Annotated in this window: 25 protein-coding genes and 1 pseudogene; 2 read left to right on the plus strand and 24 right to left on the minus strand. The window is 46.9% G+C overall.

Annotated features, from left to right (window positions below; genetic code table 11):
* Nucleotides 1-80: 80 nt before the first annotated feature.
* From NSB25_RS09610 to rpsL, 9 genes and pseudogenes are all read right to left on the minus strand, one after another.
* Nucleotides 81-218, minus strand: coding sequence for a DUF1016 domain-containing protein (locus NSB25_RS09610; RefSeq protein WP_146039933.1), 138 nt, complete (start codon nt 216-218; stop codon nt 81-83).
* Nucleotides 202-441: a restriction endonuclease subunit S gene (locus NSB25_RS29915; RefSeq protein ID WP_146039934.1), complete on the minus strand. Its 240-nt coding sequence runs from the start codon at nt 439-441 to the stop codon at nt 202-204. Before NSB25_RS29915 ends, NSB25_RS09610 begins: the two co-directional genes overlap by 17 nt.
* 320 nt (nt 442-761) lie before the next feature.
* Nucleotides 762-968, minus strand: a complete 207-nt coding sequence (locus tag NSB25_RS09620) for a helix-turn-helix transcriptional regulator (protein ID WP_103237561.1) — start codon at nt 966-968, stop codon at nt 762-764.
* A gap of 12 nt (nt 969-980) precedes the next feature.
* The gene (locus NSB25_RS09625; protein WP_103237562.1) at nt 981-1,316 is read right to left on the minus strand and encodes a DUF6442 family protein; all 336 of its coding nucleotides are present in this window, start codon (nt 1,314-1,316) and stop codon (nt 981-983) included.
* Nucleotides 1,317-1,424: 108 nt separating this feature from the next.
* Nucleotides 1,425-1,994: pseudogene (locus NSB25_RS09630) on the minus strand (plasmid recombination protein); the annotation flags it as partial.
* A 325-nt stretch (nt 1,995-2,319) separates the two neighbouring features.
* Nucleotides 2,320-3,507, minus strand: a complete 1,188-nt coding sequence (tuf, locus tag NSB25_RS09635) for an elongation factor Tu (RefSeq protein ID WP_103237563.1) — start codon at nt 3,505-3,507, stop codon at nt 2,320-2,322.
* Between the two features lie 208 nt (nt 3,508-3,715).
* On the minus strand, nt 3,716-5,878 hold the full coding sequence (gene fusA / locus NSB25_RS09640) for an elongation factor G (protein WP_103237564.1): 2,163 nt from the start codon (nt 5,876-5,878) through the stop codon (nt 3,716-3,718).
* Nucleotides 5,879-5,923: 45 nt separating this feature from the next.
* Entirely contained in the window at nt 5,924-6,394 is a 471-nt protein-coding gene (rpsG, locus tag NSB25_RS09645; protein ID WP_207656120.1) for a 30S ribosomal protein S7, read from the minus strand.
* A gap of 242 nt (nt 6,395-6,636) precedes the next feature.
* Nucleotides 6,637-7,059 (minus strand): 30S ribosomal protein S12, encoded by a 423-nt coding sequence (rpsL, locus tag NSB25_RS09650; protein WP_103237566.1) that lies wholly within the window; start codon nt 7,057-7,059, stop codon nt 6,637-6,639.
* Between the two features lie 277 nt (nt 7,060-7,336).
* On the opposite strand from rpsL, the gene NSB25_RS09655 reads away from it, so the two are divergent.
* Nucleotides 7,337-8,092, plus strand: a complete 756-nt coding sequence (locus NSB25_RS09655) for a hypothetical protein (protein ID WP_103237567.1) — start codon at nt 7,337-7,339, stop codon at nt 8,090-8,092.
* Here the strand turns inward: NSB25_RS09655 and gatB are convergent.
* The 12 genes from gatB to NSB25_RS09715 all read right to left on the minus strand — a co-directional run bounded on the left by gatB (nt 8,086) and on the right by NSB25_RS09715 (nt 20,110).
* Nucleotides 8,086-9,540: an Asp-tRNA(Asn)/Glu-tRNA(Gln) amidotransferase subunit GatB gene (gene gatB, locus NSB25_RS09660; RefSeq protein ID WP_103237568.1), complete on the minus strand. Its 1,455-nt coding sequence runs from the start codon at nt 9,538-9,540 to the stop codon at nt 8,086-8,088. The genes NSB25_RS09655 and gatB overlap by 7 nt on opposite strands.
* Nucleotide 9,541: 1 nt before the next feature.
* Nucleotides 9,542-11,056, minus strand: a complete 1,515-nt coding sequence (gene gatA / locus NSB25_RS09665; RefSeq protein WP_103237569.1) for an Asp-tRNA(Asn)/Glu-tRNA(Gln) amidotransferase subunit GatA — start codon at nt 11,054-11,056, stop codon at nt 9,542-9,544.
* Between the two features lie 104 nt (nt 11,057-11,160).
* Nucleotides 11,161-11,454 (minus strand): Asp-tRNA(Asn)/Glu-tRNA(Gln) amidotransferase subunit GatC, encoded by a 294-nt coding sequence (gene gatC, locus NSB25_RS09670; protein WP_103237570.1) that lies wholly within the window; start codon nt 11,452-11,454, stop codon nt 11,161-11,163.
* Nucleotides 11,455-11,478: 24 nt separating this feature from the next.
* Complete coding sequence (locus tag NSB25_RS09675) at nt 11,479-13,722, minus strand: hypothetical protein (protein ID WP_103237571.1); 2,244 nt, start codon at nt 13,720-13,722, stop codon at nt 11,479-11,481.
* Nucleotides 13,697-14,599, minus strand: a complete 903-nt coding sequence (locus NSB25_RS09680; protein ID WP_103237572.1) for an ABC transporter ATP-binding protein — start codon at nt 14,597-14,599, stop codon at nt 13,697-13,699. Before NSB25_RS09680 ends, NSB25_RS09675 begins: the two co-directional genes overlap by 26 nt.
* Nucleotides 14,596-14,967 (minus strand): GntR family transcriptional regulator, encoded by a 372-nt coding sequence (locus NSB25_RS09685; protein WP_103237573.1) that lies wholly within the window; start codon nt 14,965-14,967, stop codon nt 14,596-14,598. Before NSB25_RS09685 ends, NSB25_RS09680 begins: the two co-directional genes overlap by 4 nt.
* A 162-nt stretch (nt 14,968-15,129) precedes the next feature.
* Nucleotides 15,130-16,233 (minus strand): Rpn family recombination-promoting nuclease/putative transposase, encoded by a 1,104-nt coding sequence (locus NSB25_RS09690; protein WP_172454907.1) that lies wholly within the window; start codon nt 16,231-16,233, stop codon nt 15,130-15,132.
* Between the two features lie 426 nt (nt 16,234-16,659).
* Complete coding sequence (locus tag NSB25_RS09695; protein WP_103237575.1) at nt 16,660-16,923, minus strand: KTSC domain-containing protein; 264 nt, start codon at nt 16,921-16,923, stop codon at nt 16,660-16,662.
* A gap of 388 nt (nt 16,924-17,311) precedes the next feature.
* Nucleotides 17,312-17,590 (minus strand): KTSC domain-containing protein, encoded by a 279-nt coding sequence (locus NSB25_RS09700; RefSeq protein WP_146039935.1) that lies wholly within the window; start codon nt 17,588-17,590, stop codon nt 17,312-17,314.
* A gap of 20 nt (nt 17,591-17,610) precedes the next feature.
* Entirely contained in the window at nt 17,611-18,189 is a 579-nt protein-coding gene (locus NSB25_RS09705) for a hypothetical protein (RefSeq protein WP_146039936.1), read from the minus strand.
* Between the two features lie 53 nt (nt 18,190-18,242).
* Complete coding sequence (locus tag NSB25_RS09710; RefSeq protein ID WP_146039937.1) at nt 18,243-19,475, minus strand: hypothetical protein; 1,233 nt, start codon at nt 19,473-19,475, stop codon at nt 18,243-18,245.
* A 122-nt stretch (nt 19,476-19,597) separates the two neighbouring features.
* On the minus strand, nt 19,598-20,110 hold the full coding sequence (locus NSB25_RS09715; RefSeq protein ID WP_103237579.1) for an RNA polymerase sigma factor: 513 nt from the start codon (nt 20,108-20,110) through the stop codon (nt 19,598-19,600).
* 391 nt (nt 20,111-20,501) lie between these two features.
* Here NSB25_RS09715 and NSB25_RS09720 point away from each other — a divergent pair, with 391 nt between their 5' ends.
* Entirely contained in the window at nt 20,502-21,530 is a 1,029-nt protein-coding gene (locus NSB25_RS09720; RefSeq protein ID WP_103237580.1) for a 3-deoxy-7-phosphoheptulonate synthase, read from the plus strand.
* Nucleotides 21,531-21,640: 110 nt separating this feature from the next.
* On the opposite strand, the gene NSB25_RS09725 is transcribed toward NSB25_RS09720, so the two are convergent.
* The 3 genes from NSB25_RS09725 to NSB25_RS09735 form a co-directional block, all read right to left on the minus strand.
* Nucleotides 21,641-22,240 carry a stage II sporulation protein M gene (locus NSB25_RS09725; protein ID WP_172454908.1) on the minus strand — a complete coding sequence of 200 codons (600 nt, stop codon included), beginning with the start codon at nt 22,238-22,240 and terminating at the stop codon, nt 21,641-21,643.
* A gap of 113 nt (nt 22,241-22,353) precedes the next feature.
* A complete protein-coding gene (locus NSB25_RS09730) occupies nt 22,354-22,899 on the minus strand; it encodes an NUDIX hydrolase (protein WP_103237582.1) in 546 nt (181 codons plus the stop codon).
* Nucleotides 22,900-23,013: 114 nt separating this feature from the next.
* Nucleotides 23,014-24,351, minus strand: coding sequence for an aspartate aminotransferase type Ic (locus tag NSB25_RS09735; protein WP_103237711.1), 1,338 nt, complete (start codon nt 24,349-24,351; stop codon nt 23,014-23,016).
* Nucleotides 24,352-24,664: the final 313 nt, after the last annotated feature.

Consider the following 24,664-nt stretch of genomic DNA (forward strand, 5'->3'; position numbering starts at 1 on the left):
ATCTTGCAGCGCTGCAGAGCAGCGGGGTATTTGACCCTCGCGGCATTCGTCAAATGTGCATGCAAGCATGCCCACTTGACTCATTGCTCGCGGAAATAAAACAGGAGCATTTCGCGATTGACCTTTGTGGCAGCTTTTATCTGCATGCTCTGAAAGCGTATGCTAATATCTTGAATCCACTTCGCATAATTTGAGTCTATTTTAATCAGCTGACTCACAAAGCACCTCCTTTTTCCCTGTTACATATTCATAAATCAGCGATCTTTTATAGTTTTCTATCTCAGAAAGGTATTGCTCTTTCTTTGCAATAAGTTCGTCTATTGCTGAACATTTTTTGTCAAGATAGTTTACTATCTCGTTCTGTTCTTCTAATGACGGTATAATAAAACTCAATTTTTTCAACCCATCCCAATTTAAGCCTTGACGTACCCCAGCTCCCATTATAGAGACAATCAATGATTACCCGATGATAGTAGCCACACGTCCAGACCCAACAGTCCTGCCACCCTCACGAGCTCTCGGAAATGAAATCTGAATGTTTTTACTGCGTTTTCCTGCTTGTTTTTCTTTATATTATCCAATTTATCCCTACGTTTTTACTATTCTGAAAAATTTTAGAGCCAAAATAGAGCCAGTGGCAAAACACCGATTTTCTTCTTATCCCCCCCTTATTACATGGTGTTAGAACCATGTCTTTTATATTAAAGGAAAATGTAATAAACATTCTATTCGTATACAAACTGAAATTCACTCCTTTCCTACTAAAAATAAAATAGTTCTTCAAACTTTTTATCTAATGCGATACATAGTACCAGTGCCAATTTAGCCGTTGGGTTAAACTGTCCTGTTTCAATAGAACTAATCGTGTTACGAGATACACCAACCATTTCTGCCAGTTGACTTTGTGATAACTTCCTCTCTGCTCGTACTTCTTTGAGATGATTTTTTAATATAAGCTTATCTTCCAAATCATCACCACCTTATAAAATCGTAGATGACACAATCAAATCATAGATATGCCCTATAGAGCATGCAGATACAAATATCGTGTAAGCGATTGCCATCACAAGTTCATGCTTACGACGCAGTTTTATATATTTCACCCAAAATGTTGTCATATTTGCACTGAAAACAAGTGCCCAAATACCCCAATTTGTACCACCGCCGACAAATATCTGTACGACAAAAAAGATTGTTGCAAGAACCATCATTATTATGACTGCACTTGTACTTGCCTGTTTCAAAACTTCTTTCTCATAGATGTCCTTATTTCTATTTTCCGCTCTGCTTTTCTCCAATATCTCTTCCTTGTTCATATAAAAACCTCCTACTAGAATTACCAAGTTTTCTTGGCGCATTTTCATAATAGCACTGCCAAGTTTTCTTGTCAATACTTTTACCAAGTTTTCTTGTCAAAAATATGGGACTCGGTCTATGGTGTCACTCTGCTCCATGACCTTATCCGTCAAGCGGCTAATCTGTTTCTGTTGTCCGTCCACTTTGACGGTCAGCTTCTTGCTTTGTTCTGCAAGCTGTACGCATTTGATAGTCAGATTTTTTACCACTTCTTTCAATTTCTCCACAAGCGGTAAAGGCTTTTTATCACGATAAGCCTTTGTGCTCATCAATGCCCCCGGTTCTGCCAACTGCCATTTCACAGCTTCATCATAGGCGTGTATGTTGCGCTCCATGACTTCTTTTGACTGCACCATTTTATTGATTTCCTGCTGTAACTTTTTCTGCTGTTTCTCCAATTTTTCATTTTCAGACAGCAACTTTTCTTTATCCTCTGTCAATTCTTCCGTCTGCTCTCTCAAAAGAAGATTTGTAACGAAAAGTTCTGATACTTCCTGCCGGATTGCTTCACCCTCTTTCCGTATCTGCTCCGTTTGCTGTCTTGCCGCTATCTGCTGATGAAGAATATTGGATAATTCCTCTTTACTGCCGGAGATTGTCTGTTCCAGTTCCGCAACTTCTTTCTGTCGCTCCTTACGCCAAAGGATATGTTTGATATTTGGAAAAAACAGAAAATTACTGATTACTCCACCTTGCCAGTGACAAAGAAAATGTATGAAGAAATAGACAATGCTACAAGAATGAAACTCCGAAATGAACATTTGGAGCGGCAATTTAAGAAAAGTCAGAATGACAGCGAATAAAAATAGAGCCATTTTAGAGCCACAAGCCATTCTCAATGAAATTCCGGCAAGTGGCTTTTCCTTTTGTTCGCTATTATTTTCAGGCATTAAGAAACCGCAACCCCTTGATTTCTCAAGGAATTGCGGTGCTTATTTTACTTATTTGGCTCTAATCACAAGATTACTCAATGATTGTAGCCACACGACCAGAACCTACTGTACGACCACCCTCACGGATAGCAAAAGTAAGTCCCTGCTCCATAGCAATAGGATGAATCAGCTCAATGCTCATCTCTACATTGTCGCCAGGCATGCACATCTCGGTTCCGGCAGGCAGGTTGCATACGCCGGTAACGTCGGTGGTTCTGAAATAGAACTGCGGACGATAGTTATTGAAGAAAGGTGTATGACGACCACCCTCGTCCTTGGTCAGAACGTATACCTGAGCGGTAAACTTTGTATGGCAGGTAACAGTACCGGGTTTGGAGAGAACCTGTCCTCTTTCGATTTCAGTTCTCTGAACACCACGAAGCAGTGCACCGATGTTGTCGCCGGCCTGAGCCTGATCCAGCATCTTGCGGAACATCTCGATACCGGTTACAACTGTCTTTCTGGTCTCTTCCTTGATACCAACGATTTCAACTTCCTCATTCAGCTTCAGGGTACCACGCTCTACACGGCCGGTAGCAACAGTACCACGTCCGGTAATCGTGAATACGTCCTCAACAGGCATAAGGAAAGGCTTGTCTGTATCACGCTGAGGATCGGGAATATACTCGTCTACAGTGCTCATCAGCTCCATAACCTTGTCGCCCCACTCGCTGTTGGGATCTTCCAGAGCCTTCAGAGCGGAACCCTTGATGATAGGGCAATCTGTAAACTCATACTCTTCCAGCTGCTCGGTGATTTCCATCTCAACCAGCTCCAGCAGCTCGGGATCGTCTACCATATCGCACTTGTTCATGAACACTACGATATAGGGAACGCCTACCTGACGGGACAGAAGGATATGCTCCTTTGTCTGAGCCATAACGCCGTCGGTAGCAGCTACAACCAGGATAGCGCCGTCCATCTGAGCAGCACCGGTAATCATGTTCTTTACATAGTCAGCATGGCCCGGGCAGTCAACGTGTGCATAATGTCTGTTCTCGGTCTGATACTCTACGTGTGCGGTAGAAATGGTGATACCACGCTCTCTCTCTTCGGGAGCCTTATCGATATTCTCAAAATCCACCTTCTCATTACCGGAAACTCTCTCAGCCAGCACTTTGGTAATTGCAGCTGTCAGAGTTGTCTTACCATGGTCAACATGGCCAATGGTACCAATGTTACAATGGGGCTTAGTTCTCTCAAATTTAGCTTTTGCCATTATTAAAGTCCTCCTTCAATTAATGAAACTTTTTCATTACTTTCTTCTCGCCGAAGCGCATTCGCACACTTGGCGCTTTTATCTCGGCTGCCTCTGATTATAGCTCTTAAATAGCAGGAATCTGAACCTGACTCCTATTATAGTAAATAATCAGAGGATTTTCAAGTCATTTTTTACAATTACAGCCAGTTTTTGGGATAAAAATGGCTTACTTTGCCTTTGCAGCCAGAACCTTCTCCTGTACGTTCTTCGGCACCTGTTCGTATTTCTCAAAGAACATGGAATAGTTACCGCGGCCCTGGGTCTTGGAGCGCAGGTCAGTGGAATAACCGAACATTTCGGCAAGGGGTACAAACGCGCGTACCATTTTGCCTCCGCCGATATCATCCATGCCTTCCACACGTCCGCGGCGGGAATTCAGGTCGCCGATGACGTCTCCCATATATTCTTCCGGCATGGTCACTTCCACCTTCATGATGGGCTCCAGAAGTACCGGATTGGCCTTCTGCATGGCCTCTTTAAAGGCCATGGAACCTGCGATATGGAATGCCAGCTCCGAAGAGTCAACCTCGTGATAGGAACCGTCATATACATTCGCATGGATGCCCAATACAGGGAATCCACCCAGGATACCGGCCTGTGCCGCTTCCCGGATTCCGTTGCCTACCGCAGGAATATATTCCTTGGGAATCGTACCACCCACTACAGTGCTCTCGAAGAGCAGTGTCGGAGGCTCGTTGATCAGGATATTCGCCTTGGCATCAAATTCGAACTTCACACAGTTCGCTTCCATAGGCTCAAATTTAACTTTACAATGTCCATACTGACCGCGGCCGCCGGACTGTCTTGCGTATTTGGAATCCACTTCCACTGCTTTGGTAAACGCTTCCTTGTAGGCAACCTGAGGTGCACCTACATTTGCCTCCACCTTGAACTCACGCAGCAGACGGTCCACAATAATCTCCAGATGGAGCTCGCCCATACCGGCGATAATCGTCTGGCCTGTCTCCTGGTTGGTGTGTGCACGGAACGTCGGATCTTCCTCTGCCAGCTTTGCCAGCGCCTCGCCCATCTTGCCCTGACCGGCTTTTGTCTTCGGCTCGATGGCAAGTTCGATAACGGGCTCGGGGAATTCCATGGACTCCAGAATCACGGGATGCTGATCGTCACAGATGGTATCACCGGTGGTGGTAAGCTTAAAGCCCACAGCTGCAGCGATATCGCCCGAGTAAACCTTATCCAGCTCCGCACGCTTGTTGGCATGCATCTGCAGGATACGTCCCACACGCTCTTTTTTATCCTTTGTCGCATTCAATACATAGGAACCGGAATTCATGGTTCCGGAATATACGCGGAAGAATGCAAGCTTTCCTACAAAAGGATCCGTCATAATCTTGAAAGCCAGAGCGGAGAACGGTTCATCATCCGATGAATGTCTCACGATTTCATTGCCTTCCAGATCAGTTCCCTTAATGGGCGGAATATCGGTGGGCGCCGGCATATACTCCAGGATTGCATCCAGCAGCTTCTGCACTCCCTTATTGCGGTATGCTGACCCGCAGCACACCGGAATTGCCGTACATTCGCAGGTCGCCTTGCGCAGAGCCTTCTTCATGTCTTCCACGGACGGCTCTTCACCTTCCAGATAGATCATCGTCAAATCATCGTCCAGTTCGCAGACCTTCTCTACCAGTTCCGAACGATACAGCTCCGCGTCATCAGCCATTTCTCCCAGGTCATCAGTTACGGTGATATCATCGCCCTTATCATCATTATAGATATAAGCCTTCATCTCAAACAGATCAATGATACCCTTAAAATCTTCTTCCTTACCGATGGGCAGCTGGGTGATAATGGCATTTTTGCCCAGTCTGTTCCGAATCTGCTCCACCGCTCCATAGAAGTCCGCACCCATGATATCCATCTTGTTGATAAATGCCATACGGGGTACATTGTAAGTGTCGGCCTGACGCCATACATTTTCGGACTGAGGCTCAACACCGCCCTTTGCACAGAAAACGCCCACTGCGCCGTCCAGTACACGAAGAGAACGCTCTACTTCCACAGTAAAGTCAACGTGTCCGGGTGTATCAATGATATTGATACGGTGTTCCAGCGCGCCCGGCATGGCTTTGGTTTCCTTTTCCAATGTCCAATGGCAGGTTGTAGCCGCTGATGTGATGGTGATACCTCTCTCCTGCTCCTGCTCCATCCAGTCCATGGTAGCAGTGCCTTCATGAGTGTCACCGATCTTGTAATTGACACCAGTATAATACAGAATACGCTCAGTCAATGTGGTCTTGCCAGCGTCGATATGAGCCATAATTCCGATATTCCTGGTTCTCTCTAACGGATATTCTCTTCCAGCCAAGATTTTTTCCTCCTTATTATTCAGTACAAAGAAAATATGCAGGGATTAGAATCTGTAATGTGCAAAAGCCTTGTTTGCCTCCGCCATCTTGTGCATATCTTCTTTTCTCTTGACTGCGGAACCCGTATTGTTGGATGCGTCAAGAATTTCGTTTGCCAGTCTGTCCTCCATGGTCTTCTCACTTCTCTTGCGAGAGAACATGGTCAGCCACCGAAGTCCCAGAGCCTGACGTCTCTCTGCTCTCACCTCGATGGGCACCTGATAGGTGGCACCGCCGATACGTCTGGCCTTTACTTCCAGAACGGGCATGATATTGTTCATAGCCGCTTCGAATACTTCCAGAGCGGGCTTGCCGGATTTCTCCTCTACTTTGGTAAATGCACCGTATACAATCTTCTGAGCGACACTCTTCTTGCCATCAAGCATGATATTGTTGATCAGCTTAGTCACTACCTTATTATTGTATAAAGGATCTGCCAATACATCTCTTTTTTGAATATGTCCTTTACGTGGCACGGTTCTTCCCTCCTTATTCATCAGTGTAGTCCATGTGCAGAGCACACTTTACACCTGTGCGTCTCACCGCACTTCAATAGATCATCGGTACTCACATGTGTTTCCCCAAGTGTTCGCGCTGTTTATCTGTTCATTGAGAGTAAAAGACAACTTCCTTTATTCTTATCTAACAGAATTCCAACACTTTCTTAGTTCGTTTTGTGGACCAAAGATGACGCCTTACTTCGCAGGAAATAATGAAATTATTTCTTAGCTGCCTTGGGTTTCTTTGCGCCGTACTTGGAACGGGCCTGCTTTCTGTTGGCAACGCCTGCCGTATCAAGTGTACCACGGATAATGTGATATCTTGTACCGGGCAAGTCCTTTACCCTGCCGCCGCGAACCAGGACAACGCTGTGCTCCTGCAGGTTGTGTCCTTCTCCGGGAATGTAGCTTGTAACCTCGATTCCGTTGGAAAGACGTACTCTGGCAACCTTCCTGAGCGCCGAGTTAGGCTTCTTGGGAGTTAATGTCTTAACGACAGTACACACACCGCGCTTCTGAGGAGCAGATGCATCCGTAGCCTTCTTGTGAAGAGAGTTGTACCCTTTCTGCAAGGCAGGTGCAGTCGACTTCTTTACAGAAACCTGACGTCCTTTTCTTACTAACTGGTTAAATGTTGGCATTCTGTTTCACCTCTTTCTACTTTCTGAAATCTTGTCGTGTATACCGCTTAAATAAAAGCCTCCGCACACACGCTATATCATTATAGCTACTCGCCGATATGTTGTCAACTGTTTTTTACCTGATTATTTATCCTTTTTTTAGAATCATCTTATCTCCGTTTCATTGACAAGTCCTGTGGGTTGGTATTATGATACTAACAGTTTATATTTCATACCATTCATAATAAAATTGCAAAGCTGACAGCAAATCTGCAGCCATTGAAAGGAGATACTACTCATGCCGGTAATGGATGAATTCAGAGAGGAAAGAGAAGCACTGAAGCACGGAACCCTGAAGCAGAAGATTTCCTATTTCTTCTGTTATTATAAATGGCATGTCATCATCACCATTGCCCTTATTGCCTTTGCCGTTTCCATGGCCCATCAGATACTGACCCAGAAGGAAAATGCCTTCTTTGCGGCTTTCATCAATACGGTGGAGCTGGAGACCGCGGGAAATTTCGTTCAGGGCTTTACCGAATATGCCGGCATTGACATGAATGAGTTCGACGTTATGTTCGACACTGCCCTGCGTATCAACCCGGATCCCGCTTCCTATGATGAAAGCACCATTACTTCCACCCAGAAAGTCATGGTATATCTGGCCGCCCAGGAAATCGACATCCTTGCCGCGGGAGATACCGTCATGAATTCCTATGCCTACAATGACAGCTTTTATGACCTGAGAGAAATCCTGACGGCAGAGCAGCTTGCTGAATATGAGCCGTATTTCTACTATATGGACAGAACCGTGGCTGAGGAGCGGAGCGAAATGGATTTCACCAGCGCCGATTACTCCTCCCTGCCGGCCTATCCGGACCCCAGGAATCCGGAAGCCATGAGCGACCCCATCCCTGTGGGTATCTACCTTGACAGCGCGGACACCTTAAAGGAACATTATTATTTCCTGGATGAAAATGCGCTCGTTGCGGTAGCCGCCAATACCCGGCATCCGGAAACCGTCTCCAGATATCTTGAATACATTTTTCAGTGAAGCAGTTCCTTCAGCAGTCCGTTGACAGTGACAGGATCCGCCTTTCCCTTCATGGCCCTCATTGTCTGACCTACCAGATAACCGACAGCTCTCTCCTTACCGCCGCGATAATCCTCCACGGACTGTGGATTCGCGGCGATGACTTTTTCCACTGCCTTCCGGAGAGCTTCTCTGTCATCTACCATTTTCAGGCCATGTTCTTCCACATACTGCTCCGGGTCCACATCCTTGTCAAACAGTTTCTCAAACACGGCTTTTGCCACCGTGGAATTGATAGCTTTCCTCTCTGTCAGCGCAATCAGCTTCGCCAGATTTTCCGGGGAAAAGCGGATGTCATCCGGATCCAGTTCCTTTTCCTTTAAAAGTCTCAGAGTCTCCCCCATCAGCCAGTTGGATACTTTCTTCGGCGGCACTCCCAAAGCCACAGTCGCTTCAAACAAATCCGCCATATGCTTTGAACCGGTGATAATTTCAATATCATAGTCAGGAATGTCAAACTCTGACTTATATCGCTCCATTTTCTCTGTGCGCAGTTCCGGCTGCCTGGAACGGATCTCCTCCAGAAACCCGTCGTCTATGCTGACCGGCGGCAAATCCGGATCCGGGAAATACCGGTAATCCTGTGCGTCCTCTTTGGAGCGCATGGGAAAGGAGATTTCCTTCGCTTCGTCCCAGCGCCTTGTCTCCTGTACCACAGTTCCTCCTGATTCCAGCAGGTCTGTCTGGCGCTCCCGCTCCCTTTCAATGGCCCGGGCAACAGACCGGAAAGAGTTCAGATTCTTCATCTCCGTACGAGTGCCGAATCTGTCCGTCCCCCTCTCACGAACCGACAGATTCACATCGACTCTCATAGACCCTTCCTGCATCTTGCAGTCGCTGGCCCCCAGGTACTGAATCATCAGACGCAGTTTCTCCAGAAAGGCAATCACCTCTTCCGCGCTGCGCATATCAGGCTCTGAAACAATCTCAATCAGAGGTACGCCGGACCGATTATAATCTATCAGCGTACAGTCCTCCTCTTCGTCATGAATCAGCTTACCTGCATCCTCTTCCATGTGAATCTCATGTATCCCGATTCTCTTTTTCCCGGGCATGCCGCCCTCGGATTCTGCCTTGGTATCAATCTCCACATAGCCATCTCTGCACACAGGCAGATACAGCTGAGAAATCTGATAATTCTGCGGATTGTCCGGATAGAAATAATTCTTTCGGTCAAATTTGCAGTATCGGGTGATGCTGCAGTTCGCAGCCAGCCCCACCGCAACCGCATATTCCAGCACCTTCCTGTTCAGAACGGGAAGCGTACCCGGCATTCCGGTGCACACCGGGCAGGTATGGGAATTGGGCCTGCCCCCGAAAGCAGTGGAGCATCCGCAGAAGATTTTAGTCCTGGTGGCCAGCTCCACATGGACCTCCAGTCCGATGACCGTCTCATAGATTTTTGCCATTTTATCTCCGGTGCCTCCTGTTATATAACTTTACCGTCCTGCCGCTGCAGCTCTCATAAGTATAGGCTGCCCGGAGAATCTTCTTCTCCTGAAAGCAGTCTCCGATGAGCTGGAGACCGATGGGCAGTCCCCTTTTATCCATGCCGCAGGGAATGCTCACAGCCGGAAGTCCTGCCAGATTCACGGAAACCGTGTAAATGTCTCCCAAATACATTTTCAGCGGGTCCGAAAGACTCTCCCCCAGCTTCGGCGCTGTGGTGGGAGCCACAGGTCCCAGAATGCAGTCGTATTTTGCGAATGCCTCATCAAAGGCCTTCTTAATCATTGCCTTTACCCGCAGCGCCTTCAGGTAAAAGGCATCGTAATAACCGGAACTGAGCACAAAGCTTCCCAGCATGATACGGCGTTTTACCTCCGGGCCAAAACCTGCAGAGCGGGTCTTTTTATACATTTGATGCAGTTCTTCCACAGATTCCGCACGATAGCCGTATTTCACACCGTCAAACCGCTCCAGATTGGAGCTGGCCTCCGCGCAGGCGATGGTGTAATAAGTGGGAACCGCATATTCCGCCAAATCCAGGTCAAATTCTTCTATGACGGCACCCTTTTTCCGCAGCACTTCCGCCGCGTTCAAAACGGCCTCCCGCACCTCCGAATCCAGGCCTTCCTCTGTGCCCCCTGCCGCCCTGTCCGCAAGCCAGGCCTTCGGTATCCCGATGCGCATTCCCGTTACATCTTCTATCAAAGCAGCAGTAAAATCAACCTCTTCTCTCTCCATAAGTGTGGAATCCCTGATAATCCCTTTCTCCTCTCCTTTCCCGGAAGCAAGAATCTCCAGAATGACGGCACAATCCTCCACCGTCCTGCACAGAGGTCCAATCTGGTCCAGGGAAGACCCATAGGCCACCAGGCCGAACCGGGACACGGTTCCGTATGTGGGTTTCAGTCCCACGACACCGCAATGGGAAGCCGGCTGTCTGATAGAACCGCCTGTGTCGGAGCCCAGGGCAAAAAAACACTCTCCTGCCGCCACTGCAGCCGCCGAGCCGCCGGAAGAGCCTCCCGGCACATGTTCGGGATTATGAGGATTGCAGGTAGGACCACAGACAGAAGTCTCCGTGGTAGACCCCATGGCAAATTCATCCATATTGGTCTTGCCGATGAGAACCGCCCCTGCCCTCTCCAGGCTTTTCACAGCTTCTGCAGAATAAGGAGGGATAAAATTACGCAGCATCCGGGACGAACAGGTGGTGAGCAGTCCCTGTGTACACAGATTGTCCTTCACCGCCACAGGCACCCCCGCCAGAGGTCCTGTGAGTTCACCTGCCACAATTCTTTTCTGTACTTCCTCCGCTCTCCTCAAAGCACCTTCCGTATCCACTGTCACATAACAATGGTAAATTTTCTCCTTCTCTTCTATCTGCTCCAGCACGGCCTCCATGGCTTCCACTGCCGTAGTCCGGCCCTCCCGGATCGCCCTTCCCAATTCCGATGCAGACAGGGATAAAAGTTCCATATGCCACCTCCACTTCTCCATTTTCACACTCCCCTACATTGCCAGAGCGGCATGTCCGGCCCACCATCCTGACCGCCTGGAAAATCTTCCTTCCATTCACGCCTTCAGCCAAACGTCTTCGGCACCACAAACATATCGTCCTTCCGGCATGGTGCGTTCCGCAATATCTCCTCCACAGCCTCCGTCCCTGTCACCTCATCCTCCCGGAATACATTCTTCTCCGGAAACACATGAGACATGGGTTCCACCCCTGTGGTGTCCAGTTCATTCAGTTTCTCAATACAGGCAAACATTCTGCCCATGTCCTTTCGGGCCTGCTCCCTCTCCTTCTGCGTAAGCTCCAGCTTCGCAAGAATGCTTACATATTCTATGATCTCGTCATTGATTTTGTCTGCCATTTCATGTCTCCTGTTTTCTGCCCTTTATCTGTCTCCGAATCTCAGGATATACTTTTCCGGCAACACTCCCTTTGGAAGGTAACCCATCCATTCGTCGCCGTCCTCTCCCTTCACAGTAACCGAAATATACCTCCTCTGAAACACGCTTCTGTGATAATAATTCTGAATGTAAATCAGCAATGCTTCCAGCTCTTCTATCTCCTCCCGGTCGGTGACAACTACCCGGCACCCGCCGTCCGGAAATGCTTCCGTATCTACGGATACAGCTTCCTTCTGCACGATGTCTTCCCCCGGACCGTCTCCTTCTCCGGCTTCTTCCTTCCTGATATCCGTCTGACCCCGGCCCGCTTCATTCTGTCCGGGCTGTGCCAGGACACCGTATATCTCCCGTGCCCGTTCAATCCATATTGCCTTATCCACACTCTCATCATACTGATACCCCAAATCCAGTACAACAGACTGGATTTCCGGCTTCTGAGCCTCCATGTCCAGCCCATCCATCCGGTGAAGCGCCTCTATGGTATGCTCCATGGATTCCAGAATGTACAGGTTGTAGGTTTTCCACCTTCTGCCCTTCTCAGACTGGTATCGGAATTCCAGTTCCACCTCCGCCAGCATTTTGTCCTGATTCAATAGTATATTGTCCGCATTTTCCAGCACATCCTGATTATACGCCCTGATAACCGGCAGAAGCTTTTCCGGCAGGTTATCAGTGAGATGCTGCTCTTTCCTGTCAAAGCTCACCTTCATCCCAACACAGTCCGCCACAGAATCTTCGTCGAGCATATAGGCATGTTTCAGATATGTCTCACTGGTAAAAATCGGCCAGAGCAATTCTTCATCTTCTTTCAGGACCCGATAGTACCGGTAATAGCTTTCGCCGCTTTTCAGTGTAACTTTTGCCGCCACACGTTCATAATTCTCATAAGTCAGATTGCCTTCCGCCTCCCGCTCCGTCATCTCCTTCAGAAAAGCATAAATTACCTCCGTGTCCTGATAATGAATCTGTTCCAACGCATTTTCCGCCGCGTCATAAAACAGACGGTTTGACAGTTCTGCATCATATATGGCAATTTCCGCAATCTCATCCGCATCCGGAAGTCTGGTATCGAATCCAATCCAGTCCCAATAGAAGGTAAAGCAAACCAGCAACCCCAGCATGACAGTCACTGCCATCTGAATCTTATGTGCGAAAAATGCTTTAAAATCCATCTGAAAAATGATATCCAGAATTCCAAAAGTGAGAATCGAAGCCAGAACCGCTCCAAAGCTTCCCCAGGTCAAAGCCTGCGCATTCGAAGTCAGCAAGACGAACAGCCCCCAGCCGCACATGCCGGCTTCCACACCCATCAGAATTCTAAAGCAGGCCGCTGCCGTTTTGTTTCCCATTCCCTGCCCTGCCGTCTCGGAAGTCCTTCTCCTGTAAAAGAGCCAGGCTGCCATTCCGAAAATGCCTGCTACCCCGGCATTCGTCAGGAGCACCTTTCCGAACTGCCATGACCATTGACCGGCAGAATCTATCCACTGCGTCAAAAGGTCAGGGGCTCCCAGCAGCGGAGAAAAATATGGCACATTCCCCCAATCCACTACCGGGAAATAAAAAGTATCCATATAACTGTCAAAATAAGTCAGACCCAACGCATAAAAAGAAATCACTCCAAAACCAAGAAATCCCATACAGACCAGTGTATTCAGCGCATTTCCCGAAAGCATCACCGCCGTCAATACCAGATGATAAATCAACAGATAGACCACTGTCAAGACCAGCACACTTATTCCCAGGTTCCGCAGTATGGTTCCCAATATCTCTTCGCCGCCCAGCCGCACCATGAAGCTGCCTCCCATGGCCAGTGTCAGCAGCAGACAGGTCAAAAGCGGAACCAGCCAGATTAAAATCCCATTTAGATAACAGGCGCCATACAATGTACTCCTTTTTACAGGCAGACTGTGATAAGTATCCACCATATTTTTGTGAAATACATAACGAAAGCCTGACAGACCTACGATAACTGCTCCTGTAATAGCCAGGAACCCACATACACCTGGCACATAAGAATTGAATATCCACATAATATTCTCCTGACGTACCAGTTTCTCCTTCATCAGCAGGCCCTCCATCCCGCCGTACTGCCTCAGTACATTGCTCCTCCAGAGCAGCCACGCCACAGGCAACGCCAGAAAGCTTCCGAGAAACGACAGTGCTGTCATCCAGATTTTATGGCGCAGGTCCTCCTTCATTGCCTTAAAAAATAAGTGCTTTGATGTCATACCCCTTTACCTCCGTTTCACTGATAAAGATTTCTTCCAGAGACAGCGGCAGCAGTTCATAGAAAACAGGAGACAATTGTTCCATAACAGCTTCCACCCCGTCTCTGTTTCCTCTGACCGTGAAGGTATAGAGTGCCCCTCTGTTCTCCATGGTCATCACCTCCAGCCTGTCCTTAAGCTGCTGCAACATACTTTCTTCCTTCACCACACACTGTACCTTGTGAATATTCAACTTCATTTCATCCAAATCCTTTTCAAAAAGGATTCCTCCCCTGTGCAAAAGTCCCACATACTCACAGATATCCTCCAGCTCCCGCAGATTATGAGAGGCAATCACAGGAGTCAGCCCTCTCTCTTCCATCTCCCGGACGAAGACTGCTTTCACAGCCTGACGCATTACAGGGTCCAGTCCGTCAAAGGTCTCGTCACAGAACAGATACTTTGTATTGGCACAGATTCCGCAGATGACGGAAAGCTGCTTCTTCATCCCTTTGGAAAACGTACTGATCTTCCTGCCTGCATCCAGGCCGAATTTCCCCATCATATCCTTCCACTTATCCGTGTCAAAACCGGGATAATAGGTTTGATACAGCCGAAGCATATCCCCTGGAGTACCGCTCCTGAAAAAATACTGATCATCTGATATATAAAAAATTCTGGCCTTTGCAGAAGGATTGTCGTACACCGGTTCCCCATCTACAAGAATCGTCCCTTTGTCCGGCTTCATGACTCCGCACAGCAGACGCATTAAAGTAGATTTCCCGGCGCCGTTGGTTCCAATCAATCCAAACACATGACCTTCCCCAATAGACGCAGTCACATTGTCAATTGCTTTCACCCGGTCAAAACATTTACTTATATTCTGAAACTCAATCATGACTCTCCCTCCCCATATATCAGATGCAGCTCCTCTGAAAGACGCCCCCGGGTTACTCCGGCCTCTTTGGCCTGCAGAGTGATACTTCTCCACTCCTGCAGAATTTTGTCCTGCCTGTTCTCCCTCCATTCGTTCTCCGCAGTCACAAAGCTGCCCCGGCCGGACACCGTATAAAGGTAACCGTCCTGCTCCAGCTGGGCATACGCCCTCTGCACTGTGTTGGGATTCACAGAAAGCTCCATGGCCAGACTGCGCACACTTGGCATTTTAGTCAGCGGTTCCAATCCGCCGCTGACGATCAGACGCTCCAGCTTTTCCACCACTTGTTCGTAGATAGGGCGTTTATCCCGATAATCCAACAAAATCATGCTCCCTCCTTTTCTCTATCGTATGAAAAGTAGTAAGTGTATTAATTTATTTAATACACTTATAACACAATCAAAGTATAACGTCAAGCCTGAATTCACTTCTTAAGTAATATGATAAAAAACAGGAAGCATCCCTACTGCCCTGATGCTTCCTGTTTCTCCTTACTCAATTCTCCCGATACTATCTTTCAGCTGCCTGATCATTTCCTCCGCTGCTTTCAGCTTTTCTTCCGCCTCATCAGCCCTGCAGCGTTCCTTTTCGGCAAGCTTCCTCTGCTCTTCTGTCCTTGCACGTTCTTCTTCCGCAAGCTTCCTCTGCTCTTCTGTCCTCCTGCGCTCTTCCTGTATGCTGATTTTCTCCATATTCTCCCACAGATATCCCATTTCTCGCTCTCTCACTTTCCGGACACATTTCAACCGCTCTTCCGCAGATACGTCTATCTTAAAACACAGACTCTCCATTGCAGATACAATGATGTCTATCACATGTTCCGGACTGTCCTTCACAATCTGATTCAGTCTGTCCGCAGGAAGCCGAAGAAACTGCTCCAAATCCGCATCGTTCTGTATTTTATTGATTAACATTATCAACGACATCTCGTCTCCCCGGTTCAGAAGCTCCTCGTTGCTATAGGCACAGACAGTCACAAGTTCATATCTGAAATCCGGAATCCATTTTCTGAACTGGGACTCCCTGCTGATTCTCTCCCGGAAATTCCTGGCGGCTGTCCACTTTGCCTCTCCCTCAAAGTACACAATGGGAATAATCACAGGATATCGGAACTCCTTCCTCCTGGTGATACCCTCATGCTTTGCCTCCAGTTCCTTTTTATACGCTGTCCAGATACACATCATATACCGTAAAAGCTGCATGGCCACATCATAATCTACCAGGCTCTTGTGATCAATGAGCGAGATCAGAAAAGGCGGCTCATTTTCCGCTTCCACCACAGAGTCCTTTTCCTTTCCAATATCAAGAATCCGGATTTTCTGTACGGAATCCGATTCAAATTCTGTTCCCAGATAGGGATGATAACGGGAAGAAATATCCTCGATATCCTCCGGCTGTACATTCTGTAAAAACGGAATGTCAAAATTATCCCGAAGAAACTGCGCGCACAATACAGGATTGGAAAACACATCCTTGCTGCTGATGTCCCTGTTATGTACGCTGCTTTTTCCATATCCTTTCCGTTTTACACCAGCAACGCTCTTTTTCACAGGCTGCCGTTCTGCAGATTTTACTTCTGTCGTTTTTCTCTTCATTCTTTCCTCCTGTTCTCTTAGCGGACAGGAGAAGCTGCTTCGCCTGCCCTTATTTTGTTTTATTTCACTTGAAAAGGTGGCGAAAAGCCGATACAACAGAATCCAGTGCCCTTTGGAATTTACAGATTCCTGTACACTGAATTTAGACATTTCATCCGAAGCGTAAACCAACGGCTGATAATACGTTTACTATAGCAGATTTTTCCGTATTGCGCAAGCACTTTTTTTACCTTTTTGATTGCCCTTTTTGATTGCCCCTATGCGATTTATAAAGCAGTCCGGACAGATCACTGCACTGTCAGGATTTATTGTTGAAATGCTGTTTTTGACAGGATTTCCCATAATCTGCCTTCTCTGCAGACAGATTATGGGAAACTATATAATAGATTTACAGAAAGTACAGATTATAGTCGAATGTAAGATTTATTATATCGTTTCTTCCTCCTCCGGAAGCACTGTCTCTGAAAAACGGCCGCAAATATGCCTGCGGTAAAACGTATCCGGATGATTATTTTCTCTGAGACGATACCAGATATCTTCCGGTACATTATCATACTGTCTGATTCTCCCATCAACCAAAAGCTTAATTTCCAATATAGCAGTCTGAGGATCATAACCTACAGTTGCAATAAAGGTACTGTAAAAGCTTATATGTTTAATGGCTTTCTCCTCTGTATCTAACTTTTTCACTTTTCATCACCTGCTTACTTTCTGAGTTTCTAAATTGTTTTTGGAACTGCTTCTCTTTTTTCACAATCTTCTCCTTTGCATTTATTTCGAAAGGTATCGGCGACTCCCTTCCATGCTTTCTGTAAAGATCGCTCTTATTACCCTTCTACTATATAAATGACCTGAGCTGCCAATTTATTACAGAAAAAAAATATTTTTTTATTTTTTCAGATAAAATGGCCCTCCCCTGTAAATGACTGACCTGAAAAACCCCTTGAATTGAAATTCCCTGCCTCCATCCCAGATTACTGTCAGGCGAAAGCAGGGAACCCCATAAAGCTTAACAATACCTTTTATTACATAGCAGTTCAGAAGATCATATAAACGATTCCCCTATTCCGGTCAAAGGCTACTCCTTCTCCTGACCGTCGTCGTCCGAAACAACTGTCTCTTCGAAATGGCCGCTGACATTTACGCGGAAATAGGTATCCGGATGATAATTATGTCTGAGCCTGTACCAAATGTCTTCCGGCACATCATCATATCTCCGCACCTTTCCGTCCGTCGCCAGCTTAACCTCCAGGGTGGCAGTCTGTGGATCATAACCAATTGTTTCAATAACCGTACTGAAGAAACTGATATGTTTAATTGTCTTGCCCTCCATTATTTGATGTACTACTATGGTCACTGGGTTTCTCTGTTATTGTTTTACTCAAAATTGAAAACAAATGCTCCGCTGTCGTTTTCTCCTTCTATGTAACCGTCTACATTTCCATAATGTACACAGGTAATTTTGTAAGTGGCGCCCTTAACTGCATTTGCATATAGTATACTTATGCCCATTATAGAACGATTTTCAGACTCTCCACCACTAGATGTAGCCACCAAATCCCATCCTCCATACCATGTCTTCTTCCAAATTTTAACATCTTTCACTCCCAATACAGAAGCTTTTCCTACTGCTCCTGTAGATATACCAATATGCATTCCTTGGCTATCTCCAGTAACACTAATAATGCATTCAGTTAACATAGTATACGGGCTCATTTCAGAAGATAAATCTATGTCTTCTACTACTGTCGCTTCTAGAACTTCTACATTCTTTTCTACATCACTTACCAATCTGTCTGTTTCTGCTGCGTTACTAACAAATCCAGAAGTACTTACAAGCAAAGTTACCATTACCGCTACACTTAAAAGTCTTTTTACTTTTCTCATTTCTATTTTCTCCTTAGTATAATTTTTCGAAGGACATCTCTTTCTCCTTTCCCATAAAACTCTCTTCAAATTATCCTTCTATAATTAAAATGACCCTAAAAGACTTTTTATTACAAATATCATTACAAATATTTTTTTACAGAGTACCAGTACTGTTTAATTAAATCTTGCAAGTTATCTAAATCATCTTCTCCTTGAATAAAAAAACGGCAATTATTCTCATAGAAGCACAAATCATAATAATTTTTTCCTGATTCTTCCACCCTACTATATACATCAATCTTTTTTTCAGCAATTTCATAGCCTTGGACATAATTATATCCTATAAATTCTTCTTTGTTATAAGATATTTTATCAAAGTATATACATTCTCCTAAGAGGATTTGTTTTTCCAAGCTAGCGTTTAAATAATAGCCTACAACATATCTTCTGTTTTCTATTTCACTCGTCTCATAATACTGCCACTCATACCCCTCCGGCATCTCAAACTTCTCTTCAATCTCCAGCCACTCCTGGGTCCAATCGGGCATTTCCTCCCGACTCAGATAGGTACATTCATTTGTATCCGTCTCTGCCTCCAAATCTGTAGGTGAAGTCATCATTTTTGTTCCCGTGTCATCCTGCTCCAGCCAATAGAAAAAATCATTACCTCCTGTGGCTATCGCCTCCGCCGTTCCGCTGACTGCCAGAATCAGCGCAATCACAATGGTTGCCGCGATATACTTATGCCCCATTGCAAAATGCCACATCCCGGCAGTAAACCTGCCCTGAGCAGGACAGCCTGTCCCAAAAAACCTGATGCTTCCCGTTTTGGGAAGGCACGCGCCGGCCTTTGATGCACTGAAGCCGGATATTCCCAGTTCTGCGGATATCTCCGCTCCGAAATCCGCAGTATCCGGCGCTCTGAACTTCCTGAATTCGGATGCCTTCTTCTCTTTGACTGCATGCATTTCCCCCATGCCGTCTTTCGGCTCGTCGGTCCCGGCCGCCTCCCCCGTACTGTCTTTCGGTTCTTCGGTCCCGGCCGCCTCCTCCATGCCGTTTTCCGGTGTCTCGGCGGCGGACACTTCCCGCCCTTTTTCTCCGGCCCTGCACGCTTTCTCTGTCCTGTCTCCCCGCATTTCCGGGACAGGCAGTAATTCCTCCTGCCTGCAGGCAAGTTCCTGAAAGCGTTCCCAGACCTCACTCTTCCGCGGAATATCATTCTCTTCTATGGGCTCCAGGCGGTCCAGCAGATAAAGGATCGATTCCACAGCTCCGGCATCGTACTCCTCTTCTGAAGCGAACAATGTATACCAGTCCAACTTCTCCTTTAACTCTCTTACCAGTAAATCCCTGTCTTTGTCTTTCTGCATATTCTCCTCCTTTCCCGGCTGTCCCAACATACAGGCCGCACAGGTCATCTCCTGTTGACGCGGAGATACCATACCCGTCGGCTATTATGATGATTTAAACAGAATTCGAGCCGTTACTTCTCTCATTTCATCCCGTCTTTCAGCTTTTTCTTCATTCTGTAAAGGCGTACTCTCATATTGTTATCCGTGATTCCCTCTTCTTTTGCCAGTACTGAAATCGGACACCCGCCAAAATAATATCTCTTGATCAGCTTCCACTCTTTCTCGTCCAGAATCGCCAGCGCAGTCAGCTCCAATTCCACCTCTTCGTAACAGCCTTCCTCTACACCCAATTCCGGACTTCCCTCATCCAGAGGCTCTGTGGCCCAACGCTTCATTTTCCTGTGAAGTTCCCGCATTTTGAACCATGCAGTGCGCAACAGCCACAGCTTTGGTTCAGAATGTTTCAGAAAATCATTGCTCTTCTTCAATGCCACATAAAATACATCCTGTGTAATATCTTCTGCCATTTCTTTATGTGGGATTTCACGATATACATATTTGAAAACAGCATCGAAATATTTCTCATAAATCTCCGCGAGTTCGTCCGGCATATTGATTATTGGGTCTTTCTCTTTCATCTTCTGTTCCGCCATCTCATCTGTAATCCTCAAATAAATACAATTACACCTATGTCTTAAAAGTTTACTTTACCCTTTCTACTGTACCATTATTTCCCTTATCAGAAACAAAACTTTAGATTTTCTGAAATTTCTCTGCCTGTTCCCCGCTTCCTAAAACACCCTGTTCCGACGACTCCCCTGCCGCATCTCTTTACAGCATATATCAGCTGACATCCAGGCCCTCCAGCCTTTTGTTCAAACCATTCTCTAAATTTCTTGCAGGAACCGATTCCATATATTATAATGGTACTTGTCTGATTCGACTGCCCCTGTAAAAATGCGGATGTATCAGAAGCAGAACATTGGAGCAATCGACTACAGTACCATAATACATGGAAAGGATTGCTAATGCAAACAAAATATTATGAGTTTTGAATTTATTCGCAAACTTCCCACTCCGGCAGAGATTCGTGAAGAATATCCCCTGCCCCGGAATCTGGCAGAATTGAAACAGGAAAGAGACGCTGCCATCAGAGATGTCATCACAGGCAAAAGCTCCCGCTTTCTCGTAATCATCGGTCCCTGCTCCGCCGACAATGAGGACGCTGTCTGCGACTATATTAACCGGCTGGCCAGGATCAATGAAAAGGTAAAAGACCGGCTGATTCTGATCCCCAGAATCTATACCAACAAGCCGCGTACCACAGGAGAGGGCTATAAGGGTATCGTCCATCAGCCTGACCCGGAAAAAAAGCCTGACTTCCTTGCCGGACTGATTGCCATGAGAAAAATGCACATCCGGGCTTTTCAGGAGTCAGGTCTCACTGCTGCGGACGAAATGCTCTATCCCGAAAACTGGCGCTATATCTCCGATATTCTGTCTTATGTGGCTATCGGCGCCCGCTCGGTGGAAGACCAGCAGCACCGCCTGACCGCCAGCGGCTTTGATGTGGCCGCCGGTATGAAGAACCCTATGAGCGGCGATTTATCCGTTATGCTGAATTCTGTCTATGCGGCCCAGCATTCTCATTCCTTTATCTACAGAGGCTGGGAAGTCACCACCACCGGCAACGAACTGACACATACCATTCTTCGCGGCGCCGTAAATAAGCACGGGAACAATGTGCCCAACTATCATTACGAAGATTTGAACCGCCTTCTGGAAATGTATAACACAATGGAATTAAAATACCCTGCCTGCGTCATAGATGCCAACCATTCCAATTCAGGAAAACAGTATGAGCAGCAGATTCGCATTACCAAGGAAGTCATGCACAGCCGCAGGCTGAATGCCGGCATTCACAAGCTGGTAAAGGGTGTCATGATTGAAAGCTATATCGAAGAAGGGTGCCAGAAGATAGGCGAGGGTGTCTATGGGAAATCTATCACCGATCCCTGTCTGGGCTGGGAAGCTTCTGAGCGGCTGATCTATGAAATCGCCGAATATGAATGAAAATATCCATTGCAGGCCTGCGGTTCAGCCTGTGCACTATCGCTTTATGGCTGAATCGCGGCGCTGAAATCCTGTCTGTCTGGTAATTCCTCCTTCAAAAGTCTGCGGAATCAGAATATTTTCAGAAATCCCAGCACCAGCCAGGGATTAATATACCCCTCCAGCAGACATCCTGTAATTACAGCGGCCAGAATTCCTGCAAGTCGTCCTGCCTTTTTCAGCAGGAATCCTTTGTCTCCGGCGCTGAAATCTCCCCGCACATAGATTCCCCGAAACAATTCTCTGCACCAGGGAAGCATTGCCAGCACAGCCGGCACATATAACAGATATTGCGGAAATATACTTACCAGCGCCAGCAGGATTCCTTTCAGTCCATACCGCAGCGCCAGCGCCGTCAGAAAGGCACCTGCGGACATCCCGTACCACAGGGCCGCTCCCATACAGGCAGCCATCCCCAGATAAGTAGTGGAGATTACAGCCAGAATCAGCAGCCTGCCGATTCTTTTTCTGAACACATAGCAAAAAAGAGCATTGCCGTCCAGGGACATATCTTTCATCTGATACAGCGTATGTTCATTGAACAGTCCTGTATCTCCCAGCAAAATGCTCTTTCCTATATTCACAATAAACATTCCGGCCACTAATCCCACAACGAAAAAAGTCAGAAATGTACGTTCCCCGGATAAAAATCTCCTTCCTGAAAGCTGCACCCGCATCACCGTCCTTCCAATGACAACTGATATCCGCTGCCTTTCTCCTGTCACCTGTAAAAATGATGCAGGAAATGCAGCCGATACTCCAATGTATGCGGGCAGGCTTTTGTCTATGCGGATTCAGGGGCAAACTTTGCGGCATAGGTCAAAATGCCGCAGATGGTTTTGGAATCCTGAATCTTACAGTCAAAAATCATTTGCTTCAGTTCTTCCACTGAATACGCCTCCACATTGATATTCTCGTCTTCGTCCAGATGCTGTTTCCCCGGCTTCAGGTCTCTGGCCAGGTAAATGTCAATCTTCTCATTGCAGAAAGCCACCGTGGTATATATGGAATTCAAAAGCTCCACCTGACCACAGGTATAACCTGTCTCTTCCTCCAGTTCACGTACCGCCGCAGCTTCCGTGGGCTCTTCCCGCCCGTTCAGTCCGCCTGCGGGAATCTCCAGGGTCTCTCTCTCCAGCGCATTCCGATACTGCCGCACCATGAGAAGCTTTCCATCTTCCCGCACCGCTACCACCGCGGCAGCTCCCTTATGATCAATCAGATCCCATTTTGCCACATTCCCGTTAGGTATCAGCATGGTATCCTGATAATAATCCAGAATAACGCCGTTTGCCACAAGTTCCCTTTTCAGTCTCTTATATTCTTCCATTTCCTTCTCCCGAACCCCTTACTTCCTGAAAAGACTCCCGACTGTTCGCCGGGAGTCAGAATCTGTATTTATAACAGTCCGGGCAGCACCCTGAACTGCCCCTGACTTACAATGTCATACAGCCCTTCCCACAGTCCCGCTGCAGGAAACGTAAATCGGCTCCGGACAACACTTCTCCAAAAGCTTTTCCACGCTTACCAGCTTGACACAGAGGACAAAAATATCTGCTGCCAGCTCCATCTCTTCCTGCGATGGGAATGTGGGGGCAATCCGAATGTTGCTGTCTTTCGGATCCTTTCCATAGGGGTAGGTTGCCCCTGCACCGGTCAGAGTGACGCCCGCTTCCTTACACTTCGCCACAATCGCCTTCGCACAGCCTTCCATGGATTCAAAGGAAATGAAGTAGCCTCCGTTGGGATTTGTCCATTCTCCGATACCTGTTCCCGAAAGTTCCCTGTCAAGCACCTCCAGAACTGCCTGGAATTTGGATCGCATCTGCACCGCATGTTTTTTCATATGCCTGGCAATTCCGTCAATGTCCTTAAAATAACGTACATGACGCAGCTGATTAATTTTATCATACCCGATGGTCATAATCGAGAGGCTCTTCCTTATCTCATCCAGATTCGCCTTCGAGGAGGCCACAGCCCCCAGACCTGCTCCTGCAAAAATGATCTTGGATGTGGAGCAGAATTCATACACCAGATCAGGATTTCCCGCCTGCTCACACAGACTCAGAATCTCCGGCAGTTCATCCTGCCTGTCTTCATAGAGATGATGCATTGCATAAGCGTTATCCCAGTATATCCGGAAATCCTTTGCCGCAGGCTTCAGATTCGCAAGTCGTTTCACAGTCTCACTGGAATAGGTATATCCCTGAGGATTGGAATATTTCGGCACACACCACATGCCCTTGATGCTCTCATCCTCCGCCACCAGCTTCTCTACCATGTCCATATCCGGTCCCTGAGGCGACATGGGTACATTAATCATCTCAATTCCAAAATGCTCCGTAATTGCAAAATGTCTGTCATAGCCGGGCACCGGACACAGGAACTTCACTTTATCCAGCCTGCACCAGGGAGTACAGCCGCCGACACCATGGGTCACAGAACGGGAAACCGTATCATACATAATGGCCAGACTTCCGTTTCCGCACACAATTACATGATCTGCAGAAACGCCCATAATATCGCCCAGCAGTTTCCGAGCCTCCGGAATGCCATCCACAATACCATAATTGCGCACATCCACTCCGTCCTCTGTCTTCATATAACTGTTTGAATCCAGTGTGTCCATAAAATCCATTGCCATATCCAGCTGAGATACCGAAGGCTTGCCTCTGGACATATCCAGCTTCAGGCCTTTTGCCTTCTCTTCCTCAAATTCCTTCTCCAACTGCGCTTTCAATGACAATAATTCTTCTCTGCCAAGCTCCTGATACGCTTTCATCTCTTCCTCCATCCCGGGCATTGTCAGCCGTATAGATTTATTTTATAACAGTTCCTTCTGCGTTGTTCTCAGCCGCTTCTGAGAGCTGTTATACTTTGATTACATGTATCATCGTATACAATCATGCATCTGCATTATCATACTATAATTTCTGCCGCTGCACAATAGAAAAAACAACAAATTTAAGCTCAAAATCTCCGGCCTGTTAAGTGAAAATGCATAGAAAAAAAACGGCGGAAAACCACACCTCTGTGATTTTCCGCCATTCTGTCTTATCAATTCTTTTTTACAATGATTCAGTCTTCGGCCAAAT

Source organism: Acetatifactor muris (assembly GCF_024623325.1).
In the GTDB taxonomy this organism is placed as follows: Bacteria; Bacillota; Clostridia; order Lachnospirales; family Lachnospiraceae; genus Acetatifactor; species Acetatifactor muris.

Coding starts and splice junctions, on each gene's coding strand:
- NSB25_RS29915 (WP_146039934.1), bottom strand. CDS start 441: ATGGGAGCTGGGGTACGTCAAGGCTTAAATTGGGATGGGTTGAAAAAA.
- NSB25_RS09625 (WP_103237562.1), bottom strand. CDS start 1,316: ATGAACAAGGAAGAGATATTGGAGAAAAGCAGAGCGGAAAATAGAAAT.
- tuf (WP_103237563.1), bottom strand. CDS start 3,507: ATGGCAAAAGCTAAATTTGAGAGAACTAAGCCCCATTGTAACATTGGT.
- rpsL (WP_103237566.1), bottom strand. CDS start 7,059: ATGCCAACATTTAACCAGTTAGTAAGAAAAGGACGTCAGGTTTCTGTA.
- NSB25_RS09655 (WP_103237567.1), top strand. CDS start 7,337: ATGCCGGTAATGGATGAATTCAGAGAGGAAAGAGAAGCACTGAAGCAC.
- gatB (WP_103237568.1), bottom strand. CDS start 9,540: ATGGCAAAAATCTATGAGACGGTCATCGGACTGGAGGTCCATGTGGAG.
- gatA (WP_103237569.1), bottom strand. CDS start 11,056: ATGGAACTTTTATCCCTGTCTGCATCGGAATTGGGAAGGGCGATCCGG.
- gatC (WP_103237570.1), bottom strand. CDS start 11,454: ATGGCAGACAAAATCAATGACGAGATCATAGAATATGTAAGCATTCTT.
- NSB25_RS09675 (WP_103237571.1), bottom strand. CDS start 13,722: ATGACATCAAAGCACTTATTTTTTAAGGCAATGAAGGAGGACCTGCGC.
- NSB25_RS09680 (WP_103237572.1), bottom strand. CDS start 14,599: ATGATTGAGTTTCAGAATATAAGTAAATGTTTTGACCGGGTGAAAGCA.
- NSB25_RS09685 (WP_103237573.1), bottom strand. CDS start 14,967: ATGATTTTGTTGGATTATCGGGATAAACGCCCTATCTACGAACAAGTG.
- NSB25_RS09690 (WP_172454907.1), bottom strand. CDS start 16,233: ATGAAGAGAAAAACGACAGAAGTAAAATCTGCAGAACGGCAGCCTGTG.
- NSB25_RS09710 (WP_146039937.1), bottom strand. CDS start 19,475: ATGCAGAAAGACAAAGACAGGGATTTACTGGTAAGAGAGTTAAAGGAG.
- NSB25_RS09715 (WP_103237579.1), bottom strand. CDS start 20,110: ATGGCGGAACAGAAGATGAAAGAGAAAGACCCAATAATCAATATGCCG.
- NSB25_RS09720 (WP_103237580.1), top strand. CDS start 20,502: ATGAGTTTTGAATTTATTCGCAAACTTCCCACTCCGGCAGAGATTCGT.
- NSB25_RS09730 (WP_103237582.1), bottom strand. CDS start 22,899: ATGGAAGAATATAAGAGACTGAAAAGGGAACTTGTGGCAAACGGCGTT.
- NSB25_RS09735 (WP_103237711.1), bottom strand. CDS start 24,351: ATGAAAGCGTATCAGGAGCTTGGCAGAGAAGAATTATTGTCATTGAAA.